The 25,796-nt window shown below is 72.0% G+C and carries 28 protein-coding genes and 1 pseudogene; 16 read left to right on the top strand and 13 right to left on the bottom strand.

Annotation, left to right across the window (positions count from 1 at the left end; all coding sequences use genetic code 11):
* Nucleotides 1-219 precede the first annotated feature (219 nt).
* A complete protein-coding gene (locus tag ACFSZT_RS13990) occupies nucleotides 220-1,305 on the bottom strand; it encodes a hypothetical protein (protein ID WP_377478250.1) in 1,086 nt (361 codons plus the stop codon).
* 161 nt (nucleotides 1,306-1,466) lie between these two features.
* Here ACFSZT_RS13990 and ACFSZT_RS13985 point away from each other — a divergent pair, with 161 nt between their 5' ends.
* Both ACFSZT_RS13985 and ACFSZT_RS13980 read left to right on the top strand, forming a co-directional pair.
* Nucleotides 1,467-2,405: a helix-turn-helix domain-containing protein gene (locus tag ACFSZT_RS13985; RefSeq protein WP_377392284.1), complete on the top strand. Its 939-nt coding sequence runs from the start codon at nucleotides 1,467-1,469 to the stop codon at nucleotides 2,403-2,405.
* Between the two features lie 300 nt (nucleotides 2,406-2,705).
* The gene (locus ACFSZT_RS13980) at nucleotides 2,706-2,963 is read left to right on the top strand and encodes a GntR family transcriptional regulator (protein ID WP_377392287.1); all 258 of its coding nucleotides are present in this window, start codon (nucleotides 2,706-2,708) and stop codon (nucleotides 2,961-2,963) included.
* 22 nt (nucleotides 2,964-2,985) lie between these two features.
* Here ACFSZT_RS13980 and ACFSZT_RS13975 read toward each other — a convergent pair whose 3' ends face one another.
* Nucleotides 2,986-3,711, bottom strand: a complete 726-nt coding sequence (locus tag ACFSZT_RS13975; protein WP_377392290.1) for an SDR family oxidoreductase — start codon at nucleotides 3,709-3,711, stop codon at nucleotides 2,986-2,988.
* A 29-nt stretch (nucleotides 3,712-3,740) separates the two neighbouring features.
* Here ACFSZT_RS13975 and ACFSZT_RS13970 point away from each other — a divergent pair.
* Both ACFSZT_RS13970 and ACFSZT_RS13965 read left to right on the top strand, forming a co-directional pair.
* Nucleotides 3,741-4,109, top strand: a pseudogene (locus ACFSZT_RS13970) (NUDIX hydrolase); the annotation flags it as partial.
* A 301-nt stretch (nucleotides 4,110-4,410) separates the two neighbouring features.
* Nucleotides 4,411-4,800, top strand: coding sequence for a DUF2237 family protein (locus ACFSZT_RS13965; protein ID WP_377392293.1), 390 nt, complete (start codon nucleotides 4,411-4,413; stop codon nucleotides 4,798-4,800).
* A gap of 27 nt (nucleotides 4,801-4,827) precedes the next feature.
* Here ACFSZT_RS13965 and ACFSZT_RS13960 read toward each other — a convergent pair whose 3' ends face one another.
* From ACFSZT_RS13960 to ACFSZT_RS13920, 9 genes are all read right to left on the bottom strand, one after another.
* Complete coding sequence (locus ACFSZT_RS13960; RefSeq protein WP_377392296.1) at nucleotides 4,828-5,664, bottom strand: ferredoxin; 837 nt, start codon at nucleotides 5,662-5,664, stop codon at nucleotides 4,828-4,830.
* A gap of 10 nt (nucleotides 5,665-5,674) precedes the next feature.
* On the bottom strand, nucleotides 5,675-6,124 hold the full coding sequence (locus ACFSZT_RS13955) for a hypothetical protein (protein ID WP_377392299.1): 450 nt from the start codon (nucleotides 6,122-6,124) through the stop codon (nucleotides 5,675-5,677).
* Nucleotides 6,125-6,170: 46 nt separating this feature from the next.
* The gene (locus ACFSZT_RS13950; RefSeq protein WP_377392303.1) at nucleotides 6,171-6,650 is read right to left on the bottom strand and encodes a hypothetical protein; all 480 of its coding nucleotides are present in this window, start codon (nucleotides 6,648-6,650) and stop codon (nucleotides 6,171-6,173) included.
* A complete protein-coding gene (locus ACFSZT_RS13945) occupies nucleotides 6,643-11,163 on the bottom strand; it encodes a hypothetical protein (RefSeq protein WP_377478248.1) in 4,521 nt (1,506 codons plus the stop codon). Before ACFSZT_RS13945 ends, ACFSZT_RS13950 begins: the two co-directional genes overlap by 8 nt.
* Nucleotides 11,163-11,468 carry a type VII secretion target gene (locus ACFSZT_RS13940; protein ID WP_377392309.1) on the bottom strand — a complete coding sequence of 102 codons (306 nt, stop codon included), beginning with the start codon at nucleotides 11,466-11,468 and terminating at the stop codon, nucleotides 11,163-11,165. The genes ACFSZT_RS13945 and ACFSZT_RS13940 overlap by 1 nt, the downstream gene beginning before the upstream one ends.
* 27 nt (nucleotides 11,469-11,495) lie before the next feature.
* Nucleotides 11,496-12,041, bottom strand: coding sequence for a YbaB/EbfC family nucleoid-associated protein (locus tag ACFSZT_RS13935; protein ID WP_377392312.1), 546 nt, complete (start codon nucleotides 12,039-12,041; stop codon nucleotides 11,496-11,498).
* A gap of 132 nt (nucleotides 12,042-12,173) precedes the next feature.
* Nucleotides 12,174-12,581, bottom strand: a complete 408-nt coding sequence (locus ACFSZT_RS13930; RefSeq protein WP_377392314.1) for a VOC family protein — start codon at nucleotides 12,579-12,581, stop codon at nucleotides 12,174-12,176.
* Nucleotides 12,578-13,174, bottom strand: a complete 597-nt coding sequence (locus ACFSZT_RS13925) for a winged helix-turn-helix domain-containing protein (RefSeq protein ID WP_377392317.1) — start codon at nucleotides 13,172-13,174, stop codon at nucleotides 12,578-12,580. Before ACFSZT_RS13925 ends, ACFSZT_RS13930 begins: the two co-directional genes overlap by 4 nt.
* A 111-nt stretch (nucleotides 13,175-13,285) precedes the next feature.
* The gene (locus ACFSZT_RS13920) at nucleotides 13,286-14,035 is read right to left on the bottom strand and encodes a class I SAM-dependent methyltransferase (protein ID WP_377392320.1); all 750 of its coding nucleotides are present in this window, start codon (nucleotides 14,033-14,035) and stop codon (nucleotides 13,286-13,288) included.
* Between the two features lie 12 nt (nucleotides 14,036-14,047).
* Between ACFSZT_RS13920 and ACFSZT_RS13915 the strand changes: the two genes are divergently transcribed.
* The gene (locus ACFSZT_RS13915; RefSeq protein WP_377392323.1) at nucleotides 14,048-14,680 is read left to right on the top strand and encodes a CYTH domain-containing protein; all 633 of its coding nucleotides are present in this window, start codon (nucleotides 14,048-14,050) and stop codon (nucleotides 14,678-14,680) included.
* A 16-nt stretch (nucleotides 14,681-14,696) separates the two neighbouring features.
* Here ACFSZT_RS13915 and ACFSZT_RS13910 read toward each other — a convergent pair whose 3' ends face one another.
* Nucleotides 14,697-15,518 (bottom strand): alpha/beta fold hydrolase, encoded by an 822-nt coding sequence (locus ACFSZT_RS13910; RefSeq protein WP_377392326.1) that lies wholly within the window; start codon nucleotides 15,516-15,518, stop codon nucleotides 14,697-14,699.
* Nucleotides 15,519-15,839: 321 nt separating this feature from the next.
* Here ACFSZT_RS13910 and ACFSZT_RS13905 point away from each other — a divergent pair, with 321 nt between their 5' ends.
* Both ACFSZT_RS13905 and ACFSZT_RS13900 read left to right on the top strand, forming a co-directional pair.
* Nucleotides 15,840-17,045, top strand: a complete 1,206-nt coding sequence (locus tag ACFSZT_RS13905; protein WP_377478238.1) for an IS110 family transposase — start codon at nucleotides 15,840-15,842, stop codon at nucleotides 17,043-17,045.
* A 59-nt stretch (nucleotides 17,046-17,104) separates the two neighbouring features.
* Entirely contained in the window at nucleotides 17,105-17,446 is a 342-nt protein-coding gene (locus ACFSZT_RS13900) for a CGNR zinc finger domain-containing protein (protein WP_377388265.1), read from the top strand.
* Here ACFSZT_RS13900 and ACFSZT_RS13895 read toward each other — a convergent pair.
* Entirely contained in the window at nucleotides 17,443-17,823 is a 381-nt protein-coding gene (locus ACFSZT_RS13895; protein ID WP_377388263.1) for an STAS domain-containing protein, read from the bottom strand. The genes ACFSZT_RS13900 and ACFSZT_RS13895 overlap by 4 nt on opposite strands.
* A 268-nt stretch (nucleotides 17,824-18,091) precedes the next feature.
* On the opposite strand from ACFSZT_RS13895, the gene ACFSZT_RS13890 reads away from it, so the two are divergent.
* The 9 genes from ACFSZT_RS13890 (at nucleotide 18,092) to ACFSZT_RS13850 (ending at nucleotide 25,764) form a co-directional block, all read left to right on the top strand.
* Nucleotides 18,092-18,652: a hypothetical protein gene (locus ACFSZT_RS13890; protein WP_377388261.1), complete on the top strand. Its 561-nt coding sequence runs from the start codon at nucleotides 18,092-18,094 to the stop codon at nucleotides 18,650-18,652.
* 8 nt (nucleotides 18,653-18,660) lie between these two features.
* Nucleotides 18,661-19,452, top strand: coding sequence for a SigB/SigF/SigG family RNA polymerase sigma factor (locus ACFSZT_RS13885; RefSeq protein WP_377388259.1), 792 nt, complete (start codon nucleotides 18,661-18,663; stop codon nucleotides 19,450-19,452).
* A gap of 65 nt (nucleotides 19,453-19,517) precedes the next feature.
* Complete coding sequence (locus ACFSZT_RS13880) at nucleotides 19,518-20,033, top strand: 2Fe-2S iron-sulfur cluster-binding protein (protein ID WP_377388257.1); 516 nt, start codon at nucleotides 19,518-19,520, stop codon at nucleotides 20,031-20,033.
* Entirely contained in the window at nucleotides 20,030-21,025 is a 996-nt protein-coding gene (locus tag ACFSZT_RS13875) for an FAD binding domain-containing protein (protein ID WP_377388255.1), read from the top strand. The genes ACFSZT_RS13880 and ACFSZT_RS13875 overlap by 4 nt, the downstream gene beginning before the upstream one ends.
* Nucleotides 21,022-23,106, top strand: a complete 2,085-nt coding sequence (locus tag ACFSZT_RS13870) for a xanthine dehydrogenase family protein molybdopterin-binding subunit (RefSeq protein WP_377388253.1) — start codon at nucleotides 21,022-21,024, stop codon at nucleotides 23,104-23,106. Before ACFSZT_RS13875 ends, ACFSZT_RS13870 begins: the two co-directional genes overlap by 4 nt.
* Before the next feature lie 12 nt (nucleotides 23,107-23,118).
* A complete protein-coding gene (locus ACFSZT_RS13865) occupies nucleotides 23,119-23,967 on the top strand; it encodes an SDR family oxidoreductase (RefSeq protein WP_377388251.1) in 849 nt (282 codons plus the stop codon).
* A 13-nt stretch (nucleotides 23,968-23,980) separates the two neighbouring features.
* Nucleotides 23,981-24,316 carry a DUF3140 domain-containing protein gene (locus ACFSZT_RS13860; protein ID WP_377388249.1) on the top strand — a complete coding sequence of 112 codons (336 nt, stop codon included), beginning with the start codon at nucleotides 23,981-23,983 and terminating at the stop codon, nucleotides 24,314-24,316.
* A 245-nt stretch (nucleotides 24,317-24,561) separates the two neighbouring features.
* On the top strand, nucleotides 24,562-25,365 hold the full coding sequence (locus tag ACFSZT_RS13855) for a PIG-L family deacetylase (protein WP_377388247.1): 804 nt from the start codon (nucleotides 24,562-24,564) through the stop codon (nucleotides 25,363-25,365).
* A 45-nt stretch (nucleotides 25,366-25,410) separates the two neighbouring features.
* Entirely contained in the window at nucleotides 25,411-25,764 is a 354-nt protein-coding gene (locus ACFSZT_RS13850; RefSeq protein WP_377388245.1) for an ArsR/SmtB family transcription factor, read from the top strand.
* Nucleotides 25,765-25,796: the final 32 nt, after the last annotated feature.

The raw sequence follows: 25,796 nt of genomic DNA, 5'->3' as shown, positions 1-25,796 counted from the left end.
GAGTGCCCCGATGCCGCTGGGGGTTCAGCACCGGGGCACTCCATGCCGCGCCCCTGGGGAGGGGGGAACCAAGGGCGCCAGGCCAGGCCGTCGCCAGGACGAACGTCCCTCGACGGCTGCCTCGGCAGAGAATACGATATCGGCCGACGTTTGCATAGGTTTACGTACGGCTGCATCATGTCCGCCAGAGCCGACGCGCGAGCCGCGTGTTCCGCCTGGTCAGGGCTCCGACAGCCGCCGGTACACCGCGGCCTGCCGACGCAATCGTTCCGCGTCGTCCTCCCGGTCGTCGTCGGCGAGGCGGCCGGCGAGCTCGTCGGCCGCGGACGCCAGGTCGCGAAGCTCGCTCGCCGACGTGCCCACCGCGCGATGGTGTGCCTGCTCGGCCGCGTGCCGCAGAGCGGCCGGGCAGGCCTCGGACGCCCGGGGCGGCGCCGAGTCGGCATGCGCGTCCACATCGAACGCGCCGCGGAGTGCGCGCGCCGCCCGGTCGAGGACGGCGGCGAGTGCGGCGGGGTCACCGGCATCGTGTTCGGCGGCGTCGTAGTCGTCCCACAGTGCGTCGGCGGCGAAGGGACCGACTCCGGCAACGGGATGAACCCAGTGCCCGTCGAGGGGGCTGCGGTGGCCGTCGTCGGGCTCGATCCCCACCACCGTCGCTGCCGGCCACCCCTCACTGTCCACAATGGTCGACGCGAGTTCCTCGGCACGTTCGGGCGCCTCACCCGGCCCGGCGAGAACGAGGACGCGGTGACGCACCCGCCAGAACGAGAGCCGGACGCCGCCGGGCAGCGGTGCGACGGGCTCCCGGCGTGGCGCGGGTGTACCGGCCGCCCTCCGGCTGCCGGCGGTCAGCGCGGCGGCGTAGTCGGCGACGTGGGCCCGTTCGAACGCGCCGTAGGGCGTGCGGTCGTCCCGGCACAGCAGGGCCGGCCGGGGATAGTCGCGGACGAGCCGGTCACGGTCGCCCAGCACGGCTCGCTCGGTGCACGCCACGGGTCCGGTGGTCGAGTACAGCGCCGGCACGTTCCCGCTCCGGTGGTAGGGATGCCGGAGATATCCGGCGAGGCGGAACCGAGCGTCGTCGACGTCCAGGGCCGCGGCCCGCACCTTGAGGTGAACCACCCACAGTCGCACCGCGCGACCCCGCCGCCGTCGTTCCCACTCCTCGACGTCGAGCGCCTCCTGCCGGACACGACAGGCGGCTTCGCTCCAATCATCCGGTGCGACGTGCTCGGCTCGGCGCCGCGCCTCCTCGACAGCCTGTGCCAGCCAGGGTGTGTCCCCGGCACCGCTGATGCCCACTGTGCTCGTCCTCGGTGTCCGTGCGGCCGGTTTCGACGGGTGGCGACACCGAGCCCCGGGTCCCCACGGCACGAGCGCTCGCGGACTAACGTGACGGACGCCAGAAACACAGAGACACCGCCAAGGTAGCGCCCTACGTTAGACGGCGCTACCGCATCGTGATGACCTTTTCGGGTGACGCCGTGCGCGCCGCCCGGCAGCGGAGAGGTGACGCCTTGGTCGAGCCGGGAAAGACCGCGGTACGCAGAGCCGTGGGACGTGAGCTCAAGCGCATGCGCAACGCCAAGGGCATCAACCTCAAGAAGGCCGCCGAGTCGACTGGCGAAACCGGCGACAAGGCGCTCATGCAGGTCGAGCGAGGCCGTAACCTCCCCCAGCTCGCCGACGTCGACGCGCTGCTGTCCGCGTACGGTCACCGTGACCAGCTCCCGCACTTCGAGACCGTGCTGCGCCGCGCCGACCGCAGGCGGAACTGGAAGGACTGGTGGGAGACCCGGTTCGCGCCCGACGCCGTTCCCGAACAGACGAAGCTGCTGCTGAGTTGCGAGGCGTCCGCGGTGGCGCTGCGCCTGTACCAGCCGCAGTTCGTGCCCGATCTGTTCCAGACCCCCGACTACACCGAGACCCTGCTGCGCGCGGCACGTCCGTCGGCGCCGGACGACGAGGTGCGGATGTGGTGTGCGCTGCTCGCGGGCCGGCAGGAGATCGTGCTCGACCGCGAGGAACCGCCGGCGGTGCACTGTGTGCTGGACGAGGCGGTGCTGCGCAGGCGCGTCGGGGGCCCCGGCGTGCTGGCGGCCCAGCTGGCCCGGCTCGCCCACCTCGCCCGGCAGCCCCATGTCGACATCCGGGTGCTCCCCGACGACGCGGGCGCCCACGCGGGCACCGGCGGCGGCTTCACGCGCATCGAACTGCTGCCGGAGCTGCCGACGTATCCCGGCATCGTGCACCTGCGGACGGCGGCAGACGAGGTCTACTACGAGGAACCCGAGGACATCGCCCCGTTCGACGAGGTCTGGCGCCTCGTGGTGGAGCGGGCACTGCCCGCGGACGAGTCCCTGGCACTGATCGACGAGTCGGCGGGCGCGCTCGCCCGCTGACCGCGGGCCCGTGCGCAGACTCGCCGGACACGACGCCCGAGCGCACGACGGACTCACCACACCACGCACGCGACGGTTCTCCCTTCCTGCCCGGACGGCAGACGGCGCGCCGACGGCACGACCGTGTCCCCAGTCGGCCGTGGTTGCGGGTTGAGCGGTCCGGCAACCTCAGCCGCGGCGAGCGTAGCACGCTACGCTGCCGACGCGCTACCGAGCGGCGCCGAATGGGGTGACGCGGACCGGCGCGGCATGCCGCGTCCCACCACTTCGTGCAGCTCAGGACCGTTCTAAGGTCGTCCCATGAGCGGTCCGGAACCGAGGAAGTACAACCCCGACAACAAGACGGGTTACGAATACGAGCTGCTGGCCGACCACCTGGCGGGCCTCATCGAGAGCGGCGAGTGGGCGCCCGGCAGCCGCCTGCCCGGAGAGCGCGCGTTGTCCGAGGAGTACGGGGTCGCGCTCGACACCGTCCGCAAGGCCACCCGGATCCTGCGCGACCGCGGCCTCGTACAGACACTCAAGTCGAAAGGCACGTTCGTCGCGCACCGCGGGTGAGCAGTGCGGCAGGACCGCCACGTCACCGGCCGCCGCCGACGTCGACGAACGCTCCCGTGACATACGAGGCCGCGGGCGAGAGCAGCCACACGACGGTCTCCGCGACCTCCTGTGGCGTCCCGCCCCGGCCCAGCGGAACCGACGACGCGAGCCGGGCGACGCGACCAGGCTCGCCGCCCTCGGCGTGGATGTCGGTCTCGATCAGTCCGGGTCGCACCGCGTTGACCCGGATGCCGGAGCCGGCCACCTCCTTGGCCAGCCCGACCGTCAGCGCGTCCACCGCGGCCTTGGCCGCCGCGTAGTCGACGTACTCCCCCGGCGCCCCCAGCACGGCCGCGCGCGAGGAGACGTTGACGATGGCGCCGCCGGACATCCGGCGCACGGCCTCCCGCGCACACAGGAACGCGCCCACCGTGTTGACGGCGAACACGCGCTCGATCCGGTCGCGGGTCAGGTTGGCCACCCGGGTCTGCGGAGCCACCACACCGGCGTTGTTGACGAGCCCGGTGAGCGGGCCCAGCCGCTCCGCCCGGTCGAACAAGGCGGCCACGTCGGCCTCCTCGGTCACGTCGGCCCGGACGGCCTGGGCACGCACGCCCTCGGCCCGGCACGCTGCGACGACGTCCGTCGCGGCGTCCTCCCGCGCGCGGTAGGACAGGCAGACGTTCCAGCCGTGGCGGGCGGCGAGCCGCGCCGTCGCCGCGCCGATGCCCCGGCTGCCTCCGGTGATGATCACGACACCGTTCACCGGGCGAGTATGCCGCCTACGATGATCGGATGCCGCGCCTGGACCGTGCCGCCGTCACCGAAACGCTGCGAACGTTCTCCACGATCGGCCGGCCGGTCGGCGACCGCCGGGCCGCGGCGGTCGCGATCACGATCGTCGAACGCGACGGAGCACACGGCGTCTGGATCACGCGGCGGGTGCCGACGCTGCGTGCTCATGCCGGGCAGTGGGCTCTGCCGGGTGGGCGCCTCGACGACGGTGAGGATGCCGCGACGGCGGCATTGCGAGAGCTGCACGAGGAACTCGGAGTGCGGCTCGCACCCGACGACGTGCTCGGCACGCTCGACGACTACGTCACCCGCTCCGGCTACGTCATCACCCCGGTCGTCGTGTGGGCGGGCGAGGAACCGCCCGTACGGCCCAACCCCGCCGAGGTGGCGCGACTGATCTGGCTGTCGCTGCCGGAACTCGACGTGGAGCCGCGGTTCGTCCGCATTCCCGAGTCCGAGCGACCGGTGATCCAGCTGCCCATGCTGGACACGCTCATCCACGCCCCGACGGCGGCCGTGCTGCACCAGTTCCGCGAGGTCGTCCTGCCGGCAGGCCGACGCGGGTGGGCGACTACGAGCAGCCGGTCTTCGCCTGGCGCTGAGCGCGCGGTTGCGGCGGACCCGGCCGCGCCCCTGCCGCATCGCGCGCACACGTGCCAGTCTGGAAGCCATGACCGATCGCAACGTGCTCGGCGGAGAGCTGGAACCCTGCGGGACCGATCCGCTCACCGGCTTCTACCGCGATGGATGCTGCAACACCGGGCCCGAGGACCTGGGCAACCACACCGTGTGCGCGGTCGTCTCGGCGGAGTTCCTCGCCCACCAGCAGGCGACGGGCAACGACCTCGTCACCGCGCGGCCCGAGTACGGGTTCACCGGCCTCACCCCCGGCGACCGCTGGTGCGTGGGCGCGGCGCGCTGGCTGGAGTCCTACGAGGCGGGCGCCGCACCGCCCGTGGTGCTCGCCGCCACGCACGAGCGGGCGACCGAGGTGATCCCGCTCGAGGCGCTGCGTGAGCACGCCGTCGACGTACCCGCCGATCCCAGCGGCCTGCTCTGACGGCAACGACCGGGCCGCCCGTGGTGGTCAGTCCGCTGTGGACTGCCGGCTCGTGATGGTGACGATCGCGCGTTCCCGCTCGGGCTCGCCGACGTCCGGAACGACGAAGCCGCGGGCCCGGATGTGCGCCGCCAGTTCGGGATCCGGCGCGACCCCGTGCTCGCGCAGGTAGTAGGCGACCGCCCCGGGCCACACCCACGTCCCGTCGGTACGGAAGGTCAGCGGCACCTCGGGCGCGCGGTCCGGATCGAAGACGTCGGCGTCGTAGCTGCGGGCAGCGAGCACCACGGGCGCCTGCTCCAGATAGCCCAGGACGCGCTCGCGCTCCTCCGGCGGCAGGGCCGGCCGGTTCACCACCGGCCGGCCGGCGGCGTCGAGACCGTCGTACACGCGCGGCGTACGCAGTTCGCCGGCGCCGGGAGCGGGCGGCAGGCCGGCGCGCTGCCGCCACCAGCCGGGGATGTGCTGCTCGGCCCTGGGGAAGAACCTCAGCTCGTCCTGGAACCCGATCGGCGGCGGAACGCGGCGCCAGCGCGGTTCGTCGTCGAGCACGAAGGTGGGCTGCGGCGGGACCTCCGGGCTGAACTCCAGGACCGCGGTGAGCCACGTTCCCCGGCCGGGCTCGTACATTCCCGTCCGCAACCTGCCGAGCAGCTGCACGGCCTCGGCGGGCGGCCGGGCCGGGACGGCCACCCCGTCGGGTCCGGTGACGGCGAGATCGGCCTCGACGTGCCTGCCCGCGGCGCGGTACTCCACCCGCATCCGCCGCCAGCCGGGCGGCACGGCGGTCGCGAGCGCGCGGCCGATCTGCCCGATGAGCTGCTGACGCTGCGCGGCGTCCAGCGGCACCGGCGGCCGGCTCATCCGCACCACCTCAGCTCGCGGGCCCGGCGGCGGCCAGGCGGCGACGGAACCACTCCGGCATGTTCTCGTCCGCGCGCGGGTAACGCTCCTGGTCGACGGCGAACTGCTCCGGCGCCGGCTCCGAACGGAAGCGTGGCTCCTCGTCCCAGTTGTAGCGGACCGAGAAGCGCGCGGGAGGATCGACGATGAGCTCGAGCGAGTACCAGCTGCCGCGGCCCTCGACGTACATCCCCTGGCGCAGCCGGGAGAACAGCCGCGCGGTCTCCTTCGGCGGACTGACCCTGCGGGTGGAGCCGTCGGCCATCCGGACCCCGGCGGCCACGTTCACGTGCCTGCCGACGTTCAGGTAGTCCATGACCAGCCGCTGCCAGCCCGGCGGAAGATCGCGCACCAGGATCGTGGTGATCTCGCCGAGCAGTTCGTTCTGTTCGGCCGGGCTCATCGGCATTGCCGAGGTCATGCGTCTCCTCGTCCTTCGTCGTCGCGACACCAACGGTTGCTAGACACTAGCCGCCGCGTCCGGCGCCCTGCTCACCCGCGTCCGGAGGGAACCGCTCGCGCTCGGCGTCGGCCGCCTCGGCGAGCTTGACACGCAGCCAACCCGGAATGTGCTCCTCGGCGCGTGGGAAGGACTCCAGGTCCCGGGCGAAGAGGGTCGGCGGGACCTCCGGCCACCATGCCGGGTCGCGGTCGTAGTTGAACCCCGCCTCCGGCTCCCCGTCCCGCCGCACCAGGAACCAGGCCGAGAACCAGGTCCCCCGGCCCGGCTGGTACATCAGGCGCCGCAGCTCGACCAGAGTCTCGGCGAGCGGCGGCGTGCCGACGTCCACGGTGCTGCCGTCCGCCATCGTGGCCGTCGTGTGGAACTGGTAGGTGAGCACGCTCGCCCACACCGTCAGCCGTATCGCCCGCCAGTCCTCGGGCGCGGAGGCGGCGAGTGCGTCGCACACCCGCTGGATCAGGCTGCTCGCGTCGTGGTCAGGCATAACGCACCACTGTGGACGGATCGTCGTACACCTTCTCGGGCACGACCGGGAACACCCGCTCGAACACCCGGGTCACGGACTCCCCGTCCGGGCCCGGCTCCGTGATACGCCAGCGAATCGTGACCTCCTCGGCAAGTCCGTCACCCCGGCGTGGGGACGCGGTCTGCAGCAGCTCGACGTCGTGGCCCGCCATCGCGTCGACCTTCTTGAGCTGGCGTTCCAGCGTCCGCCATGTTTCCGACGCGACCCAGCCGTCCTTGTTGTTACCGCTGTTGGACGCCCGCATCTGCGGGTGCATGTTGCCGTAGCCGGGCGGGCCACCGGCCTCGTTTGCCCCGAAGTGGCCGCCCGCCCAGTGGACGTCGCTGTGGTCCGGGTCGTTCCGGTAGGCCTGCCTGCCTTCCTCTCCGGCCCGCCCCTGGGCGGTGTAGTCACCGCCCTCGTCGCGATACATCGGGTTCGACGCCCGGTACTCGGGCTCGCCGGTCATGTACTTGGTCAGACCGCGCTCGTCGGTTTCGAAGTCCCACTTCTTGTCCGGGTCGTTGAAGTTGTCGACGCGGTACTTCGTCTCCGGCAACAACGGGTAGTCGAAGTCCGGGTTGGGCGGGGCCTTCTTGCCACTGCCATCCGGCATCGGCCCGGTGCCGGGTGTCAGCTCGACCCACCTGATGTCGCCGTTCTCGTCGGTGTAGAAACGCGTCCGCGACACTTCGTGGCCGTCCTTGGTGTGCACGACCGGGTACTCGGTGTGCGGCCGCAGTTTGGGCGGATGCCCTTCGAGGAAGCGTTCGAGATACTCGGGGACGCGGCGGATGGTCTCCGGGGTCGCATGCTGACCGGCGGGGGTGTGGTCGCGGCCCGCGTCCTCCACCATGACGGTCTCCTCCGGCGACTTGCCCGGCGGGCCGTTCGTCTCGTTCGGACGGTGGTACGGGTTCTCCGCATCGGAACGGCCGAGTCCGGGCCGGTCGAAGTCGACGAACCGTTCGTCGAATCGCGGATCGGCCTCGTCGAGTTCGAACTCGTCCCAGTCGTCGGTGTCGAAGGACGTGGTGCGACCACTCGCCGGGTTGCCGCTGTCCTCGGCGTCGGTGTCGGTGTCGGTGTCGTCGGTATCGTCCGCGCCGTTGTCGTCGCCGCGGGCGCGGGCGTCGTCGGCGTCGAGGTCGTCCTTGTCGGACCCGGCGGTACCGGGAGTGAAACCGTGGTCGCCGGCACCCGCGGTGGAACCGTCGGGGCGGTGGACGTCCCACTCGCCGTTCGGCGGGATCTTCGGGCGAACCTTGCCGTCGGGACCGATCTCGTAGTCCGACGAGAACACCCGGCCGTTCGAGTCGGTCCAGGCGGGCTTGTTCGGGGCGAGGACCTCGGTGTCGAGCTCGCGTGCGAGGCGCCGCGCGAAGTCGTTGGAGCCGGCGTCGCAGCCGATGAGCCGGATGGGCCTGCCGTCGTAGTCGCCGTTGCGGCGGAGGATGTCGGCGAACTCCTCCGGCGTGTAGCGGTGGCCGCCGATCCGCGCGTGCCCGTCCGGGGTGACGTGCACGTCGACCGTGTAGCGGCCGTCCGGGTCGGGCCGGACGCGGTGCGGCAGGTCGCCGAGGTCAGGATCGCCGCGGTGGAACGACGTACCCGACGGCGTGCGCTCGGCATGTCGCTGGTTCACCTCGTCCGTTGTCGGCCGCGGTGTCTCCTGTGGACCATGGTCGGCGGACTCGGCGCGGTCCGGTGTGACGTCACCGGACGGCTGCCGACCAGCCTGCTGTGGTCCCTCTAACCCGTGTGGACGGCCGGTGGCAGGAGGCGACGGCTGCGGAGACGCGCCGTCGGGCGCGAAGCCTCGCGGTACGGCGGGCGGCATCGTACCGGCGGGCCCGATGGAGCCCGGCCTGCCGGTGCCGGGGTGACCGCCGGGGCCGGAGGGCCCGGGGCGTGCCGGGCCGGGGCTGGCCGGGCCACCGGGTGCGGGCCGGCCGGGGCCCTGCGGCCCGGGGCCTTGCGGGCCGGAACGCGACGGACCGTGCGGCCACGGCGGCCGGCCGCCGTGGCCGGGGCCGGTCTGGTGACGGGGTGCGGCATGGGGGGCCGGGCCGTTGCCGGGGCCGCTGCCGTTGCCGGGGCCGGGCCGGTGGCCGGGTCCCGGGTGCGGGCCAGGGGCGCCCTGGGCACCGGGTCCGATGTGGTGAGCGGGGCCCGGTCGGCCCGTGGGGCCCTGGCTGCCCGGGCCGAGGCGGTCCGCCGGCGGCTGACCGCGACGATCCGTCGGGCCCTGGCTGCCAGAGCCGGAGCGATCCTGGCTGCCCGGGCCGCGGCCGTCCGCCGGTCCGTGGTGACCAGGACCGGGACGATCGGTGTTTCCGGGGCGGCCTGTGCCCGGACGGTTCGGGGGCCCGGCGTCCGGGCCGGGCCTCGTGCCGGGGCCGGTGGGCCTGCTGCCCGGGGACTCCGGTGTGCCGGTCCGGCCGCCTGCGGATCCCGCGCGGCTGCCCGGCGAGGCCGTGGACGGACCGCTCTGGGCGGGACCGGTGGCGGTCGGTGGCTGACCGTGGTTCTGCGGGCCGCCGTCCACGCCACGTTGCGACGGCACATGAGCCGAGCCGGCGTCGGCGCGGGGTGCGGTGGACGACGGCGTCGCGGCGCTGGTGGCCGTGTCGGAAGGCGGGTCGCTTCGTACCGGGTCCGGCTGCTGCGACCCGGGCCGGTGAGGCGCGTCCTGGTTGTGCGGCCCACCGGACGACGGGGATTGCGTGGTCGACGTACCGCTGGGGGATGCGGAACCCTGTGTGCCGCCGCCCTGCGAGTCGTGGCCCGGCGCGCCGTCCTGTGTGGTGTGGGTCGCCGCCCCGCCCTGTGCTGCCTGGCCGGGTCCGCCGCTGCCCGTTCCCTGGTTCGGCGCCCCGCCCTGGCCGGCCTGCCCGGCCCCGTCGCTCTGGGTGGCCTGCCTCGGTGCGTCGCCCTGGCCGGCCTGGCTCGGGCCGTCGTTCCGGGCCGCCTGGCTCGGCGCGTCGCCCTGGCCTGCCGGGCTCCAACCATTGTTCTGGGCCGCCCGGCTCGGCGCGTCCTGGCCCGGGGTCGCGCGACCCGGTTCACCGCCCTGGGTGCCGCCGGAGCCGCCACCATTGGCCGTGTGCGCCCCATTCGGGGACGGGCCGCCCTGGCCCGGACGGTCGGGGCCGCTGCCCTGGCTCGCCTGGTTCGGGGTGCCATCGCTCTGCGCCGTCCGTCCACCGTCCTGGGTGGACTGCCGCGGTCCGTCGCCCGAGCCGCCGCCGTCGGAAGTCCGCCCGTCCTGGTGCGTTGCGCTGCCGCCTCCGTCAGCACCGTTCGCGGAGCCGGTGTCCGACCCGTCGGCGGAACTCCCGCGACGGTCTCCGGAGTCGCTGCCGGTCCTCGGCTGGGGACCCTCCCCCGCGGGACCCGGTGAGCCACTCGAGCTCGGATCCGCGCTGCTCGCCGGCGCCCCACCGTCCGAACCGGACAAGTCCGAACCGGAACCGGCGTCCTCACCACTGCCGGCGTCACCACTGTCCGAACCGGACTGACCATCGGATCCGGAACCCGAAGGGGAATCCCCACCGGAGCCGGAACCCCCGCCACCGCCGGAGCCGCCACCGGACCCACCGGAACCGCCGCCGATATCGGGCCCGTCACCACGACGCAGGAAGCCGCCGGGGATGATGTTCTTGGTGTCGATCACGTCGAGGCCGGTGACCTTGCCCGCGATCTTGCCGCAGACCTTGATGATGTCGGCGAAGACGTCGGCCAGCTTGCCCAGCAGCGGCGAGACCTTGCGGATCGTCTCGATCAGCTTCTTGAGCAGATCGGCGATCTTGGTCGCCCACTTCGAGATGGCGGTGACGGCCTGCGCCACCACCACCGGGGTGCCGAACCCGAGCGTGCAGACGGTCTCGAGCACCCACGAGATCAGTTTGCCGACGAGGTCGGCGATCAGGTCGCGCACGGTCTCCCGCACGAACGCCACGACCTCGCCCATGATCATCACGACCGTGCTGATCGCCCCGGCGACCGTCGCCGCCCCCGCGATGGTCTCCTCCTGCTCGCCGCAGGACTTCCGGTAGGCGTCGGCGGCCTCACCGGTCCAGCCCGCGGTACCGTTCTTGACCGCGTTGGCGAAGGTCACCTGCGCTTCCTCGAGGTGCTTCGCGACGTTGCCCCACGTCTCCGAATACGACTGGATGACCGGCGGGTCACCGCACACGGAGTCGAGCATGTCCTTGAGCGGCTGCACGTGCTCCATCAGGAACGAGGCCACCGACGACATCAGCCAACCGAACGGGTCGATCGCGGCGGCGGCGCCCTCGGCGGCGAGACCGAGCATGCCCAGGCCGCCTTCGACCCAGTTGCCGTCCTGGATGCCGTTGAAGGCGTCCATGGCCGATTCGGCGATCCCGATGCCGCCTGCCCATCCGTAGTCGCCGTTGCCCGCCGTCAGCGGACCGGGGCCGTCACCGTCCTGCGGCGCGTCGGCGACGAGCGGGTTGCCCTCGGGCATCACTCACCCGCCTTGAGCGCATCGGTGTAGCCCTCTTCGGTGGTGCGGTAGCTGTCGGCGGCCTTCCGCACCTTGTCCGCGGTCGCCTGCATCGCGGTGACGGCCTCCGACAACGCATCGATGCCGAACTGCTCCACCGGGTCGAGCAACATCCGGAACGGCTGGCACAGGATGCCGTAGGCATCGGTGGGCATGCTGACCTGCCGGGCCGCATCCACGGCCTGCCGCAACTGGTCGGTGCACCCGTCGAGTTGCCCCGCGTGCGCGTCGAGATCCGCGCCGACCTCGAAACCGCCCTGGGTCATGAGTCCCCCTGTCCCGGAAACGCTGCGCTACGAAAGGATGGAGCGTCCGCCGAAGTCGTCATCGTCGTCGTCCCGCTCGGGCCGCCTGCGCGGCCTCGGCTGCGGTGGCGGCGAGGGGGGTCCGGACCGCGGGGGCGGCGGTTCCTCGTCCTCCGGCCCGAATCGCAGTTCGGTGTCCGGGGCGGGCGGCGCGGGCTCGTCCTCGGGCGGCTCCGGGAAGGTCTTCCTGGCGTCCTCGAACACCTTCACGGCCGCGGCATCGTCGGTGCCGATGGTCTCGGCCATCGCCTGTTGCAGCAGTTCCGGCATGCGCGACTGGGCCGCGCGCACCGTGCGCATGATGAGCGCGGACAGCTCGGCCATTCGCTTGCCCTGCGCCGACTCCGCGATGGAGAGGTTGGTCAGCAGGCCCTTGGAGTCGATCGTCACCTCGACCGCGTTGTCCGGGGACCGCTCGGTGACCGAGATTTCCTGCACGCGGGAGGCCATGGCCTGATAGCGCTGGGCCTGTTGCTGGATACGCCGGGTCCATTCATCGACCATGCGCTCGCTGGCGTCGATACCGTCCGGCATCCCGCACCCACCCCCAGTCACTCGATGGTGTCACTTCACCGACGACCGCAACGCGACCGTGGTTCCCCGGGACGCAAAACCGCGCCGCGACGCCGAGGGGTGGGTCGGCGGCGCCGCGTGTCGATGCGCGGGTCAGGCGGTGGCGATCATCAGCAGGTTGCCGCAGGTGTCGTCGAAAACCGCCGTGGTCACCCCGTCGGCCTCGACCGGCTCACCGAGGAAACGCACGCCGAGCGCGGAGAGGCGGTCGTACTCCTTGCGCACGTCGTCCACGCCGAACGCCATCGCCGGGACTCCCGCGTCGTAGAGGGCCTGCTTGTAGACCTGGGCGGCGGGCCGGCCGTTGATCGAGACGGCCGGGTTGCCGTCCGGCTCGAGCAGCAGCTCGACGTCGTCGTGCCCCTCGGGCGAGACCACCGTCAGCCACCGCGCGCCCCCGATCGGGAAGTTCTGCTTCGGCAGGAAGCCCAGGATCTCGGTGTAGAAGCGCAGCGCCTTGTCCTGATCGTCCACCAGCACGCTGGTGAGGTTGATCTTCATGGGGTGTCCTTCCTCGGGTCGGCATAGGGATGGACGGCCACGACGATGCGGTGCTCCCGGCCGCCGGGCGCGGACTCGTCGTGGTACTTCGCGACGAGCGTGGTCACGGCGCGCGCGAGGTCGTCGGCGAACGCCGCCCGGTCGGCGGCGGAGGCGAACCGGACCTTGCCGTCGATGGCGAACGTGGCGATCCGCTTGCCCGCCTGCCGGGCGCCGGTGATCATCTCGCCGATCTCCCGCACCATGCGCGAGGCCAGCGCCAGCAGCCAGCGGGCGGAGAGCCGGTCGGGCGCGTCGTCGGGATCGGGCTGGACCTCGCCCAGGACATTCGGCGAGATGACGTACGCCGAGGCGGTCGCCCGCAACATCCGCTCGGTGACGTTGCCCTTGCGGCGCTCCTCCACGAGCTCGACGAGACCGTGCCGTTCGAGCGCACGCAGGTGGTAGTTGACCTTCTGCCTCGGCAGCCCGAGCCGCTGGGCCAGCGTGCTGGCCGACCCTGGTTCGGTCAGCTCGGCGAGCAGTCGCGCCCGCACCGGGTCGAGCGAGACCTCGGCGGCCTGGGGATCGTCGATTACCGCAACGTCGTGCATGGCTCCACGGTCTCACCGACAAGAAGTGTTGTCAAGACACGGCTAGTTGTCGGAATCGCGGCCGGCCCCCGTGACGGAGGCGGCAGACACGGCCCCGCGGCAGCCCGCCGCCTACCGCTTTTCGGCGACCATCCGGAACGTCGGCCCGGCGGTACGGACGTCCAGCGTGACGACCCCGTGTTCGCGCAGGGTCGCCGTGACGTCGCGCGCGTCGAGCAGGTCCACCCCCGCAAAGCCCGGGATGAAGCGGGCGAGCTTGCCGCCGATGCCGTCCACGCTCGGCACCAGGATGCCCAGCCTGCCGCCGGGGACGAGCACCCGCGCGAGTTCGCCGAGCACGACCGACGGCTCGGGCACCAGTTGCAGCACCGCGAGGCAGGTGACCACGTCGACCGTGGCGTCGCGGAACGGCAGCCGCCGGGCGTCGGCGCGCAGGAAGCCGACGTTGGGTGCCGCGTGGTCCCGGACGGCGCGGCGCAGCATCGACTCCGAGACGTCCACGCCGAGGGCGAGCCCGTCCGGCCCCGCCTGCCGGCCCAGGGCCGCGGTGACCGCGCCGGGACCGGACCCGACATCGAGCGCCGTCCCCGCCCGGGGCAGCCGCAGCTGTTCGGCCGGCGGGCGCAGCGCGGTGAACACCCGCCGCAGCAGCGCCTGCGCCGGGTCGTAGATCGCCGTGCCCACTGTCGACTGCCACAGCGCCTGCACGAGGCCGGGCGGCGCCGGCGTTTCCGGGCCGAGGAGGTCGAGGTACCCGTGGCGCACATCCGGCGATCGAGGTGGCTCCGTCAGCAGGGGCAGCGCCCGGGTGATCGCGTCGGGCACGGCTGTGTTCATCGCCGAGTTCATGGCGGACGACACTACTGTCAGGATGTGGCCGAGCACAGGCGGGAGACGAGCATGATCGAGCGGGAAGCGAAGTTCGAGCTGGAGCTGGACGCGCTGGTCCCCCGGCTGGACGGGGTGGGGCCGGTGACCAGGCAGGAAGGTCCGGTGAAGGCGGTCCTCGAGGCCACCTACTACGACACGCACGACTACCGGCTGCTCGGCTCCGGAATCACGCTCCGTCGCCGGACCGGCGGCGGCGACGCCGGTTGGCATCTGAAGCTGCCGGTGGCGACCGGGCACCGGGAGGAGCTCGCCGCACCGCTGGGCGACGCGGGCGAGCCGGCCCCGGAGTCGCTCCTCGACCGTGTCCGCGACCGGCTGGGTGACGACCCGCTGCTGCCGGTCGCGCGGATCACCACGACGCGGTACTCCTACGAGCTGCTCGACGCCGCGGACACCCCGCTCGCGACGCTGGTCGACGACCACGTCACGGCCGAGACGGCAGGCAGGCACGTGAGCCGGGACGCGTGGCGCGAGCTGGAGGTCGAGCTCGCACCGGCCACCGACGAGTCGTTGCTCGACACGGTCTCCGAGGCACTGCGCGCGGCAGGCGTGCAGCCGTCGCGCTGGCCGTCGAAGCTGCGCCGTGTGCTGGGCGCCCACCTGCCCCTGCCGTGACGCCCGGGCGCCGCCGTCACGTTGACAGGAACTCCAGCAGGCTCGCGGTGAGTGTGGCGGGCGCGTCCTCCTGCACCGGGTGTCCGGCATCCGGGATGACGCGCAGGGTCGCGCCCGGGATGCGAGCGGCCAGCTCGCGACCACGGTCGATCGGCAGCCAGGTGTCGGCGGCTCCCCAGTGCACCCGGACCGGCAGGTCCAGCTCGCCGTAGCGGAGCTCGATCTCGTCGGTGTATCGCTGGTCGGCCTGCGCGATCTGCCGGTAGAACGCGCATTGCCCCGCCTCTCCCAGCCACGGCCGCACGAGCGCATCCAGCACGCCGGGGCGCAGGCCCCGCACACTCGCGGTACCGATGTACTCGCGCACCAGCGCCGCGTGCAGCCGCGGCGGTAGCTCGCCGAACACGCCGGTGTGCTCGCGGACCAGCCGGAAGAACGGCGACCCCCACGGCGCCAGTGCGACCGCGTCGGCCAGCGCGAGCCTGCCGTAGCACGCGCCGTGCAGCAGGTGTGCGCGCAACGAGACGGCGCCACCGAAGTCGTGGGCGACGACCGCGGGCGCGTCGAGCTCCCAGAACCGCAGGAGCGCGGCGAAGATCTCCGCCTGCGCGCCCAGTGAGACGTCCTGGCCGTCGTGCTTGGCCGAGCCGCCGTAGCCCAGCAGGTCCCACACGAACACCTCGTGGCGGTCGGCCAGCGCGCCGGCGACCTCACGCCACACCAACGACGAGAACGGCGTCCCGTGCAGCAACACCACCGGAGGCCCCTGCCCGAACCGGTCCCAGCAGACGGCGCCACCGGGCGTCTCGAACCGCTCCCGCAGCTGCCAGGTGTCCATCCACCCTCCGATCCGTTACCGGCTGATCGCTTCGCCGATCCCGAGGGGACGGCGCAGTGGCTGCGCGAGCAGGGCGTCGAGGCCACAGCCCCCCGTTACCTTTTTCGTGGTTCCTGATCAAGGAGCTGTGGTCGCCAGGTTCGGTATGACTGATGCCCCCAGTCGAGTCCATGATCCGGGGGGTGGTGTCGCCGGGCCTGGGGGCATCGAGGGACCGCTGAATAGGGACACGGCCGCCTTCGGGTAGGTCTCGTCGTAACGTGGGTGCCGGCCATCGATGCTCGACCGGCGACCACCCGCGACGGACGAAGGACGTGGTGGATGACCAGCGGTTATGGCGTGTTCCTGGGGTTGGACGTCGGCAAAGGCAACCACCACGCCGTCGGCCTGGACCCGGCAGGGAAGCGGCTGCATGACGGGCCACTGCCCAACAGCGAACCCAAGCTGCGAACGTTGTTCGACACGCTCGCCGCCCACGGGCCGCTGCTGGTCGTGGTCGATCAACCGGCCACGATCGGCGCGCTGCCGGTCGCGGTTGCCCGCGCCTGCGGGCACCAGGTGGCCTACCTGCCCGGCCTGGCAATGCGCCGCATCGCCGACCTGTACCCCGGCACCGCCAAGACCGACGCCCGGGACGCGTTCATCATCGCCGATGCCGCCCGCAGCCTGCCGCACACGCTGCGCCAGGTCGATGTCGGTGACGACGCCCTTGCCGAGCTGGGGGTGCTGGTCGGGTTCGACGATGACCTGGCCGGTGAGGGCACCCGCCTCGGCAACCGCATCCGCGGCTTGCTCACCGGCATCCACCCCGCCCTGGAACGCGTCCTGGGACCCCGCATCACACACGCGGCCGTGCTGGAGATCCTCTCCCGCTGCGGCGGCCCCGCCGGGATCCGTACAGCCGGACGCCGCAAACTGAGCGCCATCGCCACGGCGCACGCGCCCCGCATGGGCGCCAAGCTGGTCGAGAGCATCCTCGCCGCGCTGGACGAGCAGACCGTGACCGTCCCCGGCACGGCGGCCGCCGACACCGTGCTCCCACGGCTCGCCGACAGCCTGAAAACCGTGCTGCACCAACGCAAAACAGTCGCCAACGAGGTGGAGGAGATCCTCGATGCGCACCCTCTTGCCGGGGTCCTGACCTCCATGCCCGGCATCGGGGTCAGGACCGCCGCCCGCATCCTGCTCGAGATCGGCGACGCCTCCGCCTTCAAGAGCTCCGGCCACCTCGCCGCCTACGCCGGGATCGCCCCCGTCACCCGCACCTCCGGCAGCTCGATCAAGGGCGAACACCCCGCCCGCACCGGCAACCGCAAGCTCAAACGGGCGTTCTTCCTGGCCGCCTTCGCCGCCCTGCACGACCCCACCAGCAGGGCCTACTACGACCGCAAGAGAGCCGAGGGCAAGAAACACAACGCCGCCCTCATCTGCCTGGCCCGCCGCCGCTGCGACGTGCTCTTCGCCATGCTCCGCAACCGCACCCACTACCGAACCCCGCAACCCAAGACCACACCCGCTGCGGCTTGACAACCACATAGGGACACCCCCCCGAACTACACGGCCACCTGCGGGGCTTCCGGGAACTGGTGCGCGACCACCTCGCCCGGGCGGACCTCGCCGCGACCTCCGCCGAGCTGACAGCCGTCGCAGCGCGAACGGGGGCCGGCATCCGCTGGTCGGAAACGGGAAGCCCGGAGTTCGCGGAAAAAGATCACACCACGGCCGACGGCTTCGTGATCTCGGTACTGCAGATCTTGTTTTTCGCGGAAATCAAGGGTGAACCCGAACGGGTCAAAGTCTGCCGCAGTTCCCAATGCCGTTTCGTGTTCTACGACCGTTCACCCGCGCGTAACAGCACATGGTGCAGCATGGACATCTGCGGAGCCAGACACAAGATGCGTGCCTACCGATCCCGGCGGGCGCGCTAGCCTGCTTGTCCGATGTGGACAAAAGATGAGCGCTCCGTGCACTGCCCCAGCACCGCGTCGATGGCGTGTGGGACATCCTCGTAGACGGGAAGGCAGCCGTCCAAGCCCGTCACCTCGATCGGCCGGAGCACGGACCGCGCCGCCGCGAGCGCCCAGGGAACGTTTCTGAGGTGGGCTTCCGCGGAGGTCTGCAGCAGCAGCGACAGGCCCGCGGCACTGATATAGCTCGCTTCGGTGAAGTCGAGGACGAGTGAGCGCGCCGTGCGCAGCTGCTCGCCGAAACACACGCGCAACGCCGACACCGCCGCGAGATCGACCTCGCCCAGCACCTGCGTCACCACGAGACCCGCCGGATGCCGATCGACCCTGACTTCCATTCCCGCATGGTTGAGGGTCTCCATATCGATGCCGCCTCCCCCCGCTCGTCTACGGGTCCCCCGACTGGCTGGCCGAAACAGACAACAGCTACCACCACAGCAACCGCGGGTGCTGTCACGGAAAACGGTACGCTCGCAGATAACGAACTGCAATACCCCAACCCCCCTTCAGTCCACTGTGGACCGGGTTCGCCGAGTTGGCCAACGGGTATCCGGGTTCCGTTTCACGATTACGCGTCACGTCGCGATTAATCGAAAGGAGAACGCCATGCCCGGAACAGCACGCGTTCCGGAATCGCCCGACGCCGCCGAACCGCGTCGCGAAGGACCGTCGCTCGTGTGGGCGGGACCCGCCGACGGGCCCACGGTGGTGGTGCTGGATCCCGCGGGCGAGGCGAAACACGGCGAGCTTCCGCCTACCTGGGCCGACCTCGTGGCCCGCAGGCGAGTCTGCTGGGTCCGGCTGCCGGTGGAGGGCGCGCTGACCGAGGCGGAAGAGCTTCTCTCCGACCCCTCGGGGCTCGGTACTCCACTGGACATCGTCGTGAGCGGTCCGCTGGCCTTCGAAGGCCTCGACATGGCCACGCGGCACCCGGACGTGGTGCGGTCGGTGCTCGTGGTGGACCCCGAGCCCGGTGAGCACGTCGACCGGCGGCTGCGGGACCTCGCCGAGGCCGGGGTCACCGCGACGGTCGTCGCGCGCAGGGCCGCGAGCGAACGCGACCGCATCCCGCCTCCCTTGCCGCTGGGCCACCCCGACGTCACCGCCGCCGTCGCCGGCGCGGTGGCCGACCTCGACCGGGGTGTGACCGGTCGCGGCCCGGGGTAGCCGGGGCCGTGACTCCCGACGAGCGACTCCAGCCGGACTCCCAGGAAGAGGGGCGCGGCTACGAGGACGTCGCGCCCCTGTTCGAGGAGCTCGCCACGCTCGACCGCGACGACCCCCGCTACGCGGGCCTGCGGGAAGAGATCATCACGCGCTGCCTGCCGCTGGCCGAGCACATCGCCCGCCGGTTCTCCGGGCGCGGGGAGACCCGTGACGACCTGCTCCAGGTCGCCCGGCTCGGTCTGCTCAACGCGATCGACCGGTTCGATCCCGCCCGCGGCACCGAGTTCGTCGCCTTCGCCGTGCCAACGATCATGGGCGAGGTCCGCAGGCACTTCCGCGACGCGAGCTGGGCCGTGCGCGTCCCGCGCAGGCTCAAGGAACTGCACCTGGCACTCAGCCAGACCAGCGGCAGGCTCGCCCAGCGGCTCGGCCGGGCTCCGACGCCCTCGGAGCTCGCGGCCGAGCTGGGGCTCGGCCTCGAGCAGGTGCAGGAGGGTCTCGTCGCGGGCAACGCGTACCAGTCGGTGTCGATGGACGCCGCGCACAGCGACGACGGCACCCTTCCGCTCGCGGAGACGGTCGGCGAGGACGACGCCGACCTCGAGCACGTCGAGTACCACGAATCGCTGCAGCCCTTGCTCGCCGAACTCCCCGAACGGGAACGGCGCGTACTCATCCTGCGGTTCTACGGCAACATGACGCAGACCCAGATCGCCGAACGCGTGGGTGTCTCCCAGATGCACGTCTCGCGGCTTCTCGCGCGCACCCTGGCGTATCTGCGTTCCCGCCTGACCGAGTAGCCGTTTGGCCTCAGGGCACCGGGGGTACGCGACGGTCCCAACCACCGGCCCGTCGCGAGGGGACTATGGAATCGGACATCACGCTGACCGTGGACGGCGTCCGCCACGACCTCACCGTGGACACCCGGGTCACGCTGCTCGACGCACTCCGCGACCGGATCGACGTGACCTCGCCGAAGAAGGGCTGCGACCACGGCCAGTGCGGCGCGTGCACGGTGCTGCTCGACGGCAGGCGCGCCACGACGTGCCTGGCCTTCGCCGTGGCGCACGACGGCGCGGAGATCACCACGAGTGCCGGTCTCGCCTCCGACGGCCGGCCACACCGGCTGCATCAGGCGTTCCTCGACCACGACGGCTTCCAGTGTGGCTACTGCACCCCGGGCCAGATCTGCTCGGCCGCGGGCGTGCTCGCCGAGGCCGAGCAGGGATGGCCGAGCGCGGTGACCGCCGACGTGTCCGCGACGCCCACCCTGACCGCCGAGGAGATCCGGGAACGGATGAGCGGCAACCTGTGCCGCTGCGGCGCCTACTCGAACATCGTCGCCGCGATCGCCGAGGTGGCCGAGGAGGGATCGGCATGATCCCGTTCGACTACCGGCGCGCCGACGACCCGGCCGAGGCCGTGGCCACCGTGGCAGGCAACCCGCGTGCGGCGTTCCTCGGCGGCGGCACGAACCTCGTCGACCACATGAAGCTCGGCGTGGCCGAGCCCGACCTGCTCGTCGACATCACGCGCCTGCCGCTCGACCGGATCGAGGAGCTCGACGACGGCGGGCTGCGCGTGGGGGCGAATGTCCGCAACGCCGACTTCGCCGCGCACCCACTGGTCCGTTCGCGCTACCCCGTGCTGGCACAGGCCCTGCTCGCCGGTGCGTCCGGCCAGCTGCGCAACCTCGCCACGACGGGCGGAAACCTCCTGCAGCGCACGCGCTGTGTGTACTTCCAGGACGTCACGACACCGTGCAACAAGCGCGAGCCCGGTCAGGGCTGCTCGGCGCTCGAGGGCTACACGCGCTACCACGCCGTACTGGGCGCATCCCCGCACTGCGTCGCCGTGCACCCGTCGGACCTGGCCGTGGCGCTCGCGGCCCTCGACGCGGTGGTGCACGTCCAGGGGCCTGCCGGGCCACGCACGATCCCCGCCACCGAGTTCCACCGGCTACCGGGCGACCGGCCCGACCTGGACACCGTGCTCGAGCACGGCGACCTCGTCACGGCGGTCGAGCTGCCCCCGCTGCCGTTCGCCGCGCGGTCCCGCTACCGCAAGGCGCGGGACCGGGCGTCGTACGCGTTCGCGCTCGTGTCGCTCGCCGCGGCCGTCGACCTCGACGGTGTCGTCGTGCGCGACGTCCGGCTCGCCTTCGGCGGACTGGCCCACGCACCGTGGCGGGCACGGAGGGCCGAGGCGGCGCTGCGCGGCCGCCCGGCGACCGACGAAGCGTTCCGGGCCGCCGCGGACGCCGAGCTGGCCGACGCGAGCCCGTTGCCGGGCAACGGTTTCAAGATCCCCATGGCACGCAACATGCTCGCCGCCGTGCTCGGCGAGCTGACGGGATCGGAGGAGGCGGCGTGACGGACCTCCTGCAACCGAGGGTGGTCGGCACCGACCGGCAACGGGTCGACGGTGTCGCCAAGGTGACCGGTCGCGCGCCCTACACCTACGAGCACCGCGTCGACCGGCCGGCGTACCTGCACCCGATCCAGACCACGATCGCCCGCGGCCGGGTCGTCGCCATGCGCACCGAGCGCGCCGAGGCGACCGACGGCGTGATCGCCGTGCTGACCCCCTTCACCGCGCCGAGGTTGGAGACCGGCCAGAATCCCGAACTCGAGGTGCTGCAATCCACCGACGTGGCGTTTCGCGGGCAGCTCATCGGCGCCGTGATCGCCGAGACACCCGAGGTGGCCCGGCACGCCGCCGGACTGGTGGAGGTCGAGTACGACCGGCAGCCCCACGACACGGAACTGCGCGCCGACCGCGACGACCTCTACGCACCCGATGTCGTCAACCCGAACTACCCCACCGACACCGCCCAGGGCGACCTCGAGGGCGCATTTGCCGAGGCCGCGCACCGCGTGGACCAGACGTACACGACGGCGATGTACCACAACAACCCGATGGAGCCCCACACCACGATCGCCGTGTGGGACGCCGACGGGCTCACTCTCTACGACTCCACCCAGGGCGTGCACTCGCTGCGCAAGTCCGTCGCGGCGTTGTTCGGGCTCGACCCCGAGCGCGTCCGGGTGATCTCGCCCTACGTCGGCGGCGGTTTCGGCTCGAAGGGGACTCCACACGCCAACACGGTGCTGGCCGCGCTGGCCGCCAAGCGCACCGCGGGCAGGCCCGTGAAGTACGCGCTGACCAGACAGCAGATGTTCGCCTTCGTCGGCTACCGCACACCGACCATCCAGCGCATCCGGCTCGCGGCCGACTCGGCCGGCAGGCTCACCGCCATCGGCAACGACGTCGTCGAGCAGACATCCCGGATCAAGGAGTTCGCCGAGCAGACCGGCGAGCCGACGCGGCACATGTACGCGGCGCCGAACCGGTCCACGACCCACCGGCTCGCCGCCCTCGACGTGTCCGTGCCGTCGTGGATGCGGGCGCCCGGCGAATGCCCCGGCATGTTCGCCCCCGAGGTGGCCCTCGACGAGCTGGCCCACCAGGCCGGGATCGATCCGGTGGAGCTGCGCGTCCGCAACGAGCCGGGCACCGACCCCGAGTCCGGGTTGCCCTTCTCCAGCCGGCACCTCGTCGACTGCCTGCGCGAGGGTGCCCGCCGGTTCGACTGGGACCGGCGGCCCGCGCAGCCCCGGGCGACCCTGCGGAACGGCTGGTGGATCGGCACCGGCGTGGCCAGCTCCATCTACCCCGCTCGCTACTCCGCGGGGTCGGCGGCGAGGGTGCGGCGGACCCGGTCCGGTCACTACGAGGTCGGCATCGGCGCCGCCGACATCGGTACCGGCGCCTGGACCGTGCTCACCCAGATCGCGGCGGACGCCCTCGGCGTCGACATGGATGAGGTCGAGTTGCAGATCGGCGACTCGCGGCTGCCGACGGCATCGGTGGCGGGCGGCTCGTCGGGCACGGCCAACTGGGGAGCCGCGATCGTGGCCGCCGCGCGCGCGTTCCGCGACAAGTTCGGCACCGACCCGGGCACGGGCGACGAGCTCACCGAGTCGGCGGGCGACAACCCGGCCGCCAAGCGGTTCGCGATGCACGGCTTCGGCGCGCAGTTCGCCGAGGTGCACGTCAACGCCGCCACCGGCGAGGTCAGGGTGCCGCGGCTGCTCGGAGTTTTCGCCACCGGCCGGATCGCCAACCCCCGGCTGGCGCGGTCGCAGTTCATCGGTGGCATGACCATGGGCCTGTCGATGGCGCTGCACGAGGAGAGCGTCACCGACCACCGGTTCGGGTTCGTGGTGAACCACGACCTCGCCGAGTACCACATCGCCTCGTGCGCCGACGTCAAGTCGATCGAGGCGCACTGGCTCGACGAGCACGATCCGTACGTCAATCCCATGGGCACCAAGGGAATCGGAGAGATCGGCATCGTCGGCACGGCCGCCGCGATCGCCAACGCCGCGTGGCACGCGACCGGGGTCCGCGTACGCGAGCTGCCCGTGACCGCCGACAAGTTCCTGGTCTGAGGAGAGGTCCCTGTGAACCAACCACGACAGAGCCAGCAACCGCCCGGCGAAACCGGGCGCATGACGCCCGAGCCGCGGGACGAGATGTCCGGCTACGTCGGCCGCGATCTGCTGCGAGACCGGCGCGCGCTCGTCACCGGTGGCGACTCGGGGATCGGCCGGGCCGTGGCGGTGGCCTTCGCCAAGGAGGGCGCCGATGTCGCCGTCGCCTACCTCGACGAGCACGCCGACGCCGAGCACACGGCGAAGCTGGTCCGCGACCAGGGCCGTCGCTGTGTGCTCCTGCCGGGCGATCTGGCCGACCGGGCGCAGTGCGTGCACATCGTGGAGGAGACCGTGCGCGAGCTCGGCGGACTGGACCTGCTGGTGAACAACATCGCCACCCAGCTCCAGCTCGACTCGTTCGACGAGCTCACCGAGGAGCAGTGGATGCGCACCTTCGACGTCAACATCCACAGCTACTTCCGGGTCACCGCGGCCGCGCTGAAGCACATGGGCGAGGGCAGCTCGATCATCAACACCGGATCGGTCAACGGCTTGCGCGGCAACAAGAAGCTCATCGACTACTCGGCCACCAAGGGCGCCGTGCACGCGTGGACGTATGCGATGGCCCAGTCGCTCATCCCGCGCAAGATCCGCGTGAACTGTGTCGCGCCGGGTCCAGTGTGGACGCCGTTGATCCCGGCGACTATGTCCGAGGAGCACGTCGAGGGCTTCGGCGGACAGGCGCCGTACGGCCGGGCGGCACAGCCCGACGAGCTGGCACCGTCGTATGTCTTCCTCGCCTCGGAAGTGATGTCGTCGTACTACACCGGCGAGGTGCTCGCCGCGCTCGGCGGCGAGACCACGCCCGGTGGCTGAGGAGGTGAACACCGTGGCGGACCAGGAAACCGACGAACTGTGGGACGAGTTCCACCAGGTGGTCAACATGACCTCGCGCGAACTGAGCGAGTGGCTGCGCACGGACGCGGCCGCGCCGGACGACGAGGAACTGCCCGACCAGTCGGGTCCCCGGCTCGGCCAGCGGGTGCTGGAGATCCTCGGCAAGCGCAAGACCGACCTGGACACCGACGACCTGCGGGTGATGCGCAAGGTCGTCGACCGGGTGCGGGCACAGCGGCGGGAGGACCTCGAACCGACGGCGGGCCAGGCGCACTGGCGGCACAGGCTGATGTCCATCGGTCACGACCCGCTCAAGCCGGTGTCCTGAGCCGGCGCGGGTGGTCCGTCCAGGACGGAGCAACCACCGCGGCCAGGCAGGTGGGGCCGGCCGGCACCACTGCGGTGACTGGCGCGTTGCGCCGCTGCGGTGGTCGGTGCCGTCGCAGTTGACCGCCGGCACCGCTGCTCGGACGGCGAAGGCGCCGCGGGAACGGCAGACACGCCGCCCCAGACGGCAGACACGGCAACCCGAACGGCAGACACGCCGGCCACCCTTCCAGTTAGGCTCGCGCCATGGCGACCCTGGTGACCTTCCACGCGCACCCGGACGACGAGTGCATCGGCTGCGGTGGCGTGATGCGCAAGGCCGCCGAGGAGGGCCACCGGGTGGTCCTCGTCGTCGCCACGCGTGGTGAGCGCGGCGAGATCCCGTCAGGGCTGCTCCGCCCCGGCGAGCCGCTGTGGCAACGGCGGGTCGCCGAGACGCACGCGGCCGCCGAGATCCTCGGCGTCGCCCGCGTGGAGTTCCTCGGCTACACCGACTCCGGGATGATGGGCGAACCGGCCAACGACCTCCCGGGCACGTTCTGGACGGCTCCGGTCGAACAGGCCGCCGAGCGGCTCGCCGCCATCCTGCGCGAGGAGTCGGCGGACGTGCTCACCTGCTACGACGACATCGGCGGCTACGGCCACCCCGATCACATCCAGGTGCACCGCGTCGGCCTGCGTGCCGCCGAGCTCGCCGGCACGCCGCGTGTCTACCAGAACACCATCAACCGCGACCACCTGGCCCGCGGCAGGCAGGCGCTCGCCGAGGTGCCCGGGCTCGCCGAGCTGGAGCTGCCCGACCCGGCGACCCAGCCGGATTTCGGCAAGCCGGAGTCGGCCATCACGGTCGCCGTCGACGTCACCCCCTACCTCGAGTACAAACGCCGCGCCATGCGGGCGCACGCGAGCCAGATCTCCGAGCAGTCGTTCTTCCTCGCCCTCCCCGACGACGCGTTCGCCTACGCCTTCGGCACCGAGTGGTTCATCCGCGCCGGCCAGGGACCGGGTATCACCGAGACGGACCTGGTGGCCGGCTTGCCGCGGTCGTGAGGCCAGGGGCGACGCGGTGGCGCCCGGAGGTGGGATCATGGGAACGTGCCGACCGAGCCGCAACGCCGTCTGATCGACCCCGAGCGTGTCACCGCCGCGCTGGCGGGGCTGGGTGAGCGGGAGACGGTCCAGCAGTGGGCGGACCGCTTCTCCGTCATCGCGGACCCGTCGCGGCTCACGCTGCTGGTGTGCATCCACTACGCGCGGGAGATCTGCGTGTCCGACCTGGCCGTGGCCGCCGGGATGAGCGACACGGCCGTGTCGCAGGCGTTGCGCTTGCTCCGCGCGCACGGGCTGGTCACCTCCGAACGCCGCGGCCGGGTGGTGTACTACAAGCTCGCCGACGAGACGATGCACGAGCTGATCCACCACGTGCGCCCGCACAGTGCGGCCGAGTGAGTGGCTCGCGTTGTGCCGTGCTGCCTGCGGTT

Origin of the sequence: Prauserella oleivorans (assembly GCF_042685745.1) — a bacterium.
In the GTDB taxonomy this organism is placed as follows: Bacteria; Actinomycetota; Actinomycetes; order Mycobacteriales; family Pseudonocardiaceae; genus Prauserella_A; species Prauserella_A oleivorans.
Note: the sequence above shows the minus strand (reverse complement) of the source record. Positions and strands in the feature narration are given on the sequence as shown.

What these genes read in the sequence shown, in the direction of transcription:
- ACFSZT_RS13890 (WP_377388261.1), top strand. Translation starts at nt 18,092, where the DNA reads ATGCCCGGAACAGCACGCGTTCCGGAATCGCCCGACGCCGCCGAACCG.
- ACFSZT_RS13950 (WP_377392303.1), bottom strand. Translation starts at nt 6,650, where the DNA reads ATGCCTGACCACGACGCGAGCAGCCTGATCCAGCGGGTGTGCGACGCA.
- ACFSZT_RS13880 (WP_377388257.1), top strand. Translation starts at nt 19,518, where the DNA reads ATGGAATCGGACATCACGCTGACCGTGGACGGCGTCCGCCACGACCTC.
- ACFSZT_RS13965 (WP_377392293.1), top strand. Translation starts at nt 4,411, where the DNA reads ATGACCGATCGCAACGTGCTCGGCGGAGAGCTGGAACCCTGCGGGACC.
- ACFSZT_RS13935 (WP_377392312.1), bottom strand. Translation starts at nt 12,041, where the DNA reads ATGCCGGACGGTATCGACGCCAGCGAGCGCATGGTCGATGAATGGACC.
- ACFSZT_RS13985 (WP_377392284.1), top strand. Translation starts at nt 1,467, where the DNA reads ATGACCTTTTCGGGTGACGCCGTGCGCGCCGCCCGGCAGCGGAGAGGT.
- ACFSZT_RS13940 (WP_377392309.1), bottom strand. Translation starts at nt 11,468, where the DNA reads ATGACCCAGGGCGGTTTCGAGGTCGGCGCGGATCTCGACGCGCACGCG.
- ACFSZT_RS13955 (WP_377392299.1), bottom strand. Translation starts at nt 6,124, where the DNA reads ATGACCTCGGCAATGCCGATGAGCCCGGCCGAACAGAACGAACTGCTC.
- ACFSZT_RS13945 (WP_377478248.1), bottom strand. Translation starts at nt 11,163, where the DNA reads ATGCCCGAGGGCAACCCGCTCGTCGCCGACGCGCCGCAGGACGGTGAC.
- ACFSZT_RS13960 (WP_377392296.1), bottom strand. Translation starts at nt 5,664, where the DNA reads ATGAGCCGGCCGCCGGTGCCGCTGGACGCCGCGCAGCGTCAGCAGCTC.
- ACFSZT_RS13875 (WP_377388255.1), top strand. Translation starts at nt 20,030, where the DNA reads ATGATCCCGTTCGACTACCGGCGCGCCGACGACCCGGCCGAGGCCGTG.
- ACFSZT_RS13910 (WP_377392326.1), bottom strand. Translation starts at nt 15,518, where the DNA reads ATGGACACCTGGCAGCTGCGGGAGCGGTTCGAGACGCCCGGTGGCGCC.
- ACFSZT_RS13905 (WP_377478238.1), top strand. Translation starts at nt 15,840, where the DNA reads ATGACCAGCGGTTATGGCGTGTTCCTGGGGTTGGACGTCGGCAAAGGC.
- ACFSZT_RS13980 (WP_377392287.1), top strand. Translation starts at nt 2,706, where the DNA reads ATGAGCGGTCCGGAACCGAGGAAGTACAACCCCGACAACAAGACGGGT.
- ACFSZT_RS13855 (WP_377388247.1), top strand. Translation starts at nt 24,562, where the DNA reads ATGGCGACCCTGGTGACCTTCCACGCGCACCCGGACGACGAGTGCATC.
- ACFSZT_RS13895 (WP_377388263.1), bottom strand. Translation starts at nt 17,823, where the DNA reads ATGGAAGTCAGGGTCGATCGGCATCCGGCGGGTCTCGTGGTGACGCAG.
- ACFSZT_RS13925 (WP_377392317.1), bottom strand. Translation starts at nt 13,174, where the DNA reads ATGCACGACGTTGCGGTAATCGACGATCCCCAGGCCGCCGAGGTCTCG.
- ACFSZT_RS13930 (WP_377392314.1), bottom strand. Translation starts at nt 12,581, where the DNA reads ATGAAGATCAACCTCACCAGCGTGCTGGTGGACGATCAGGACAAGGCG.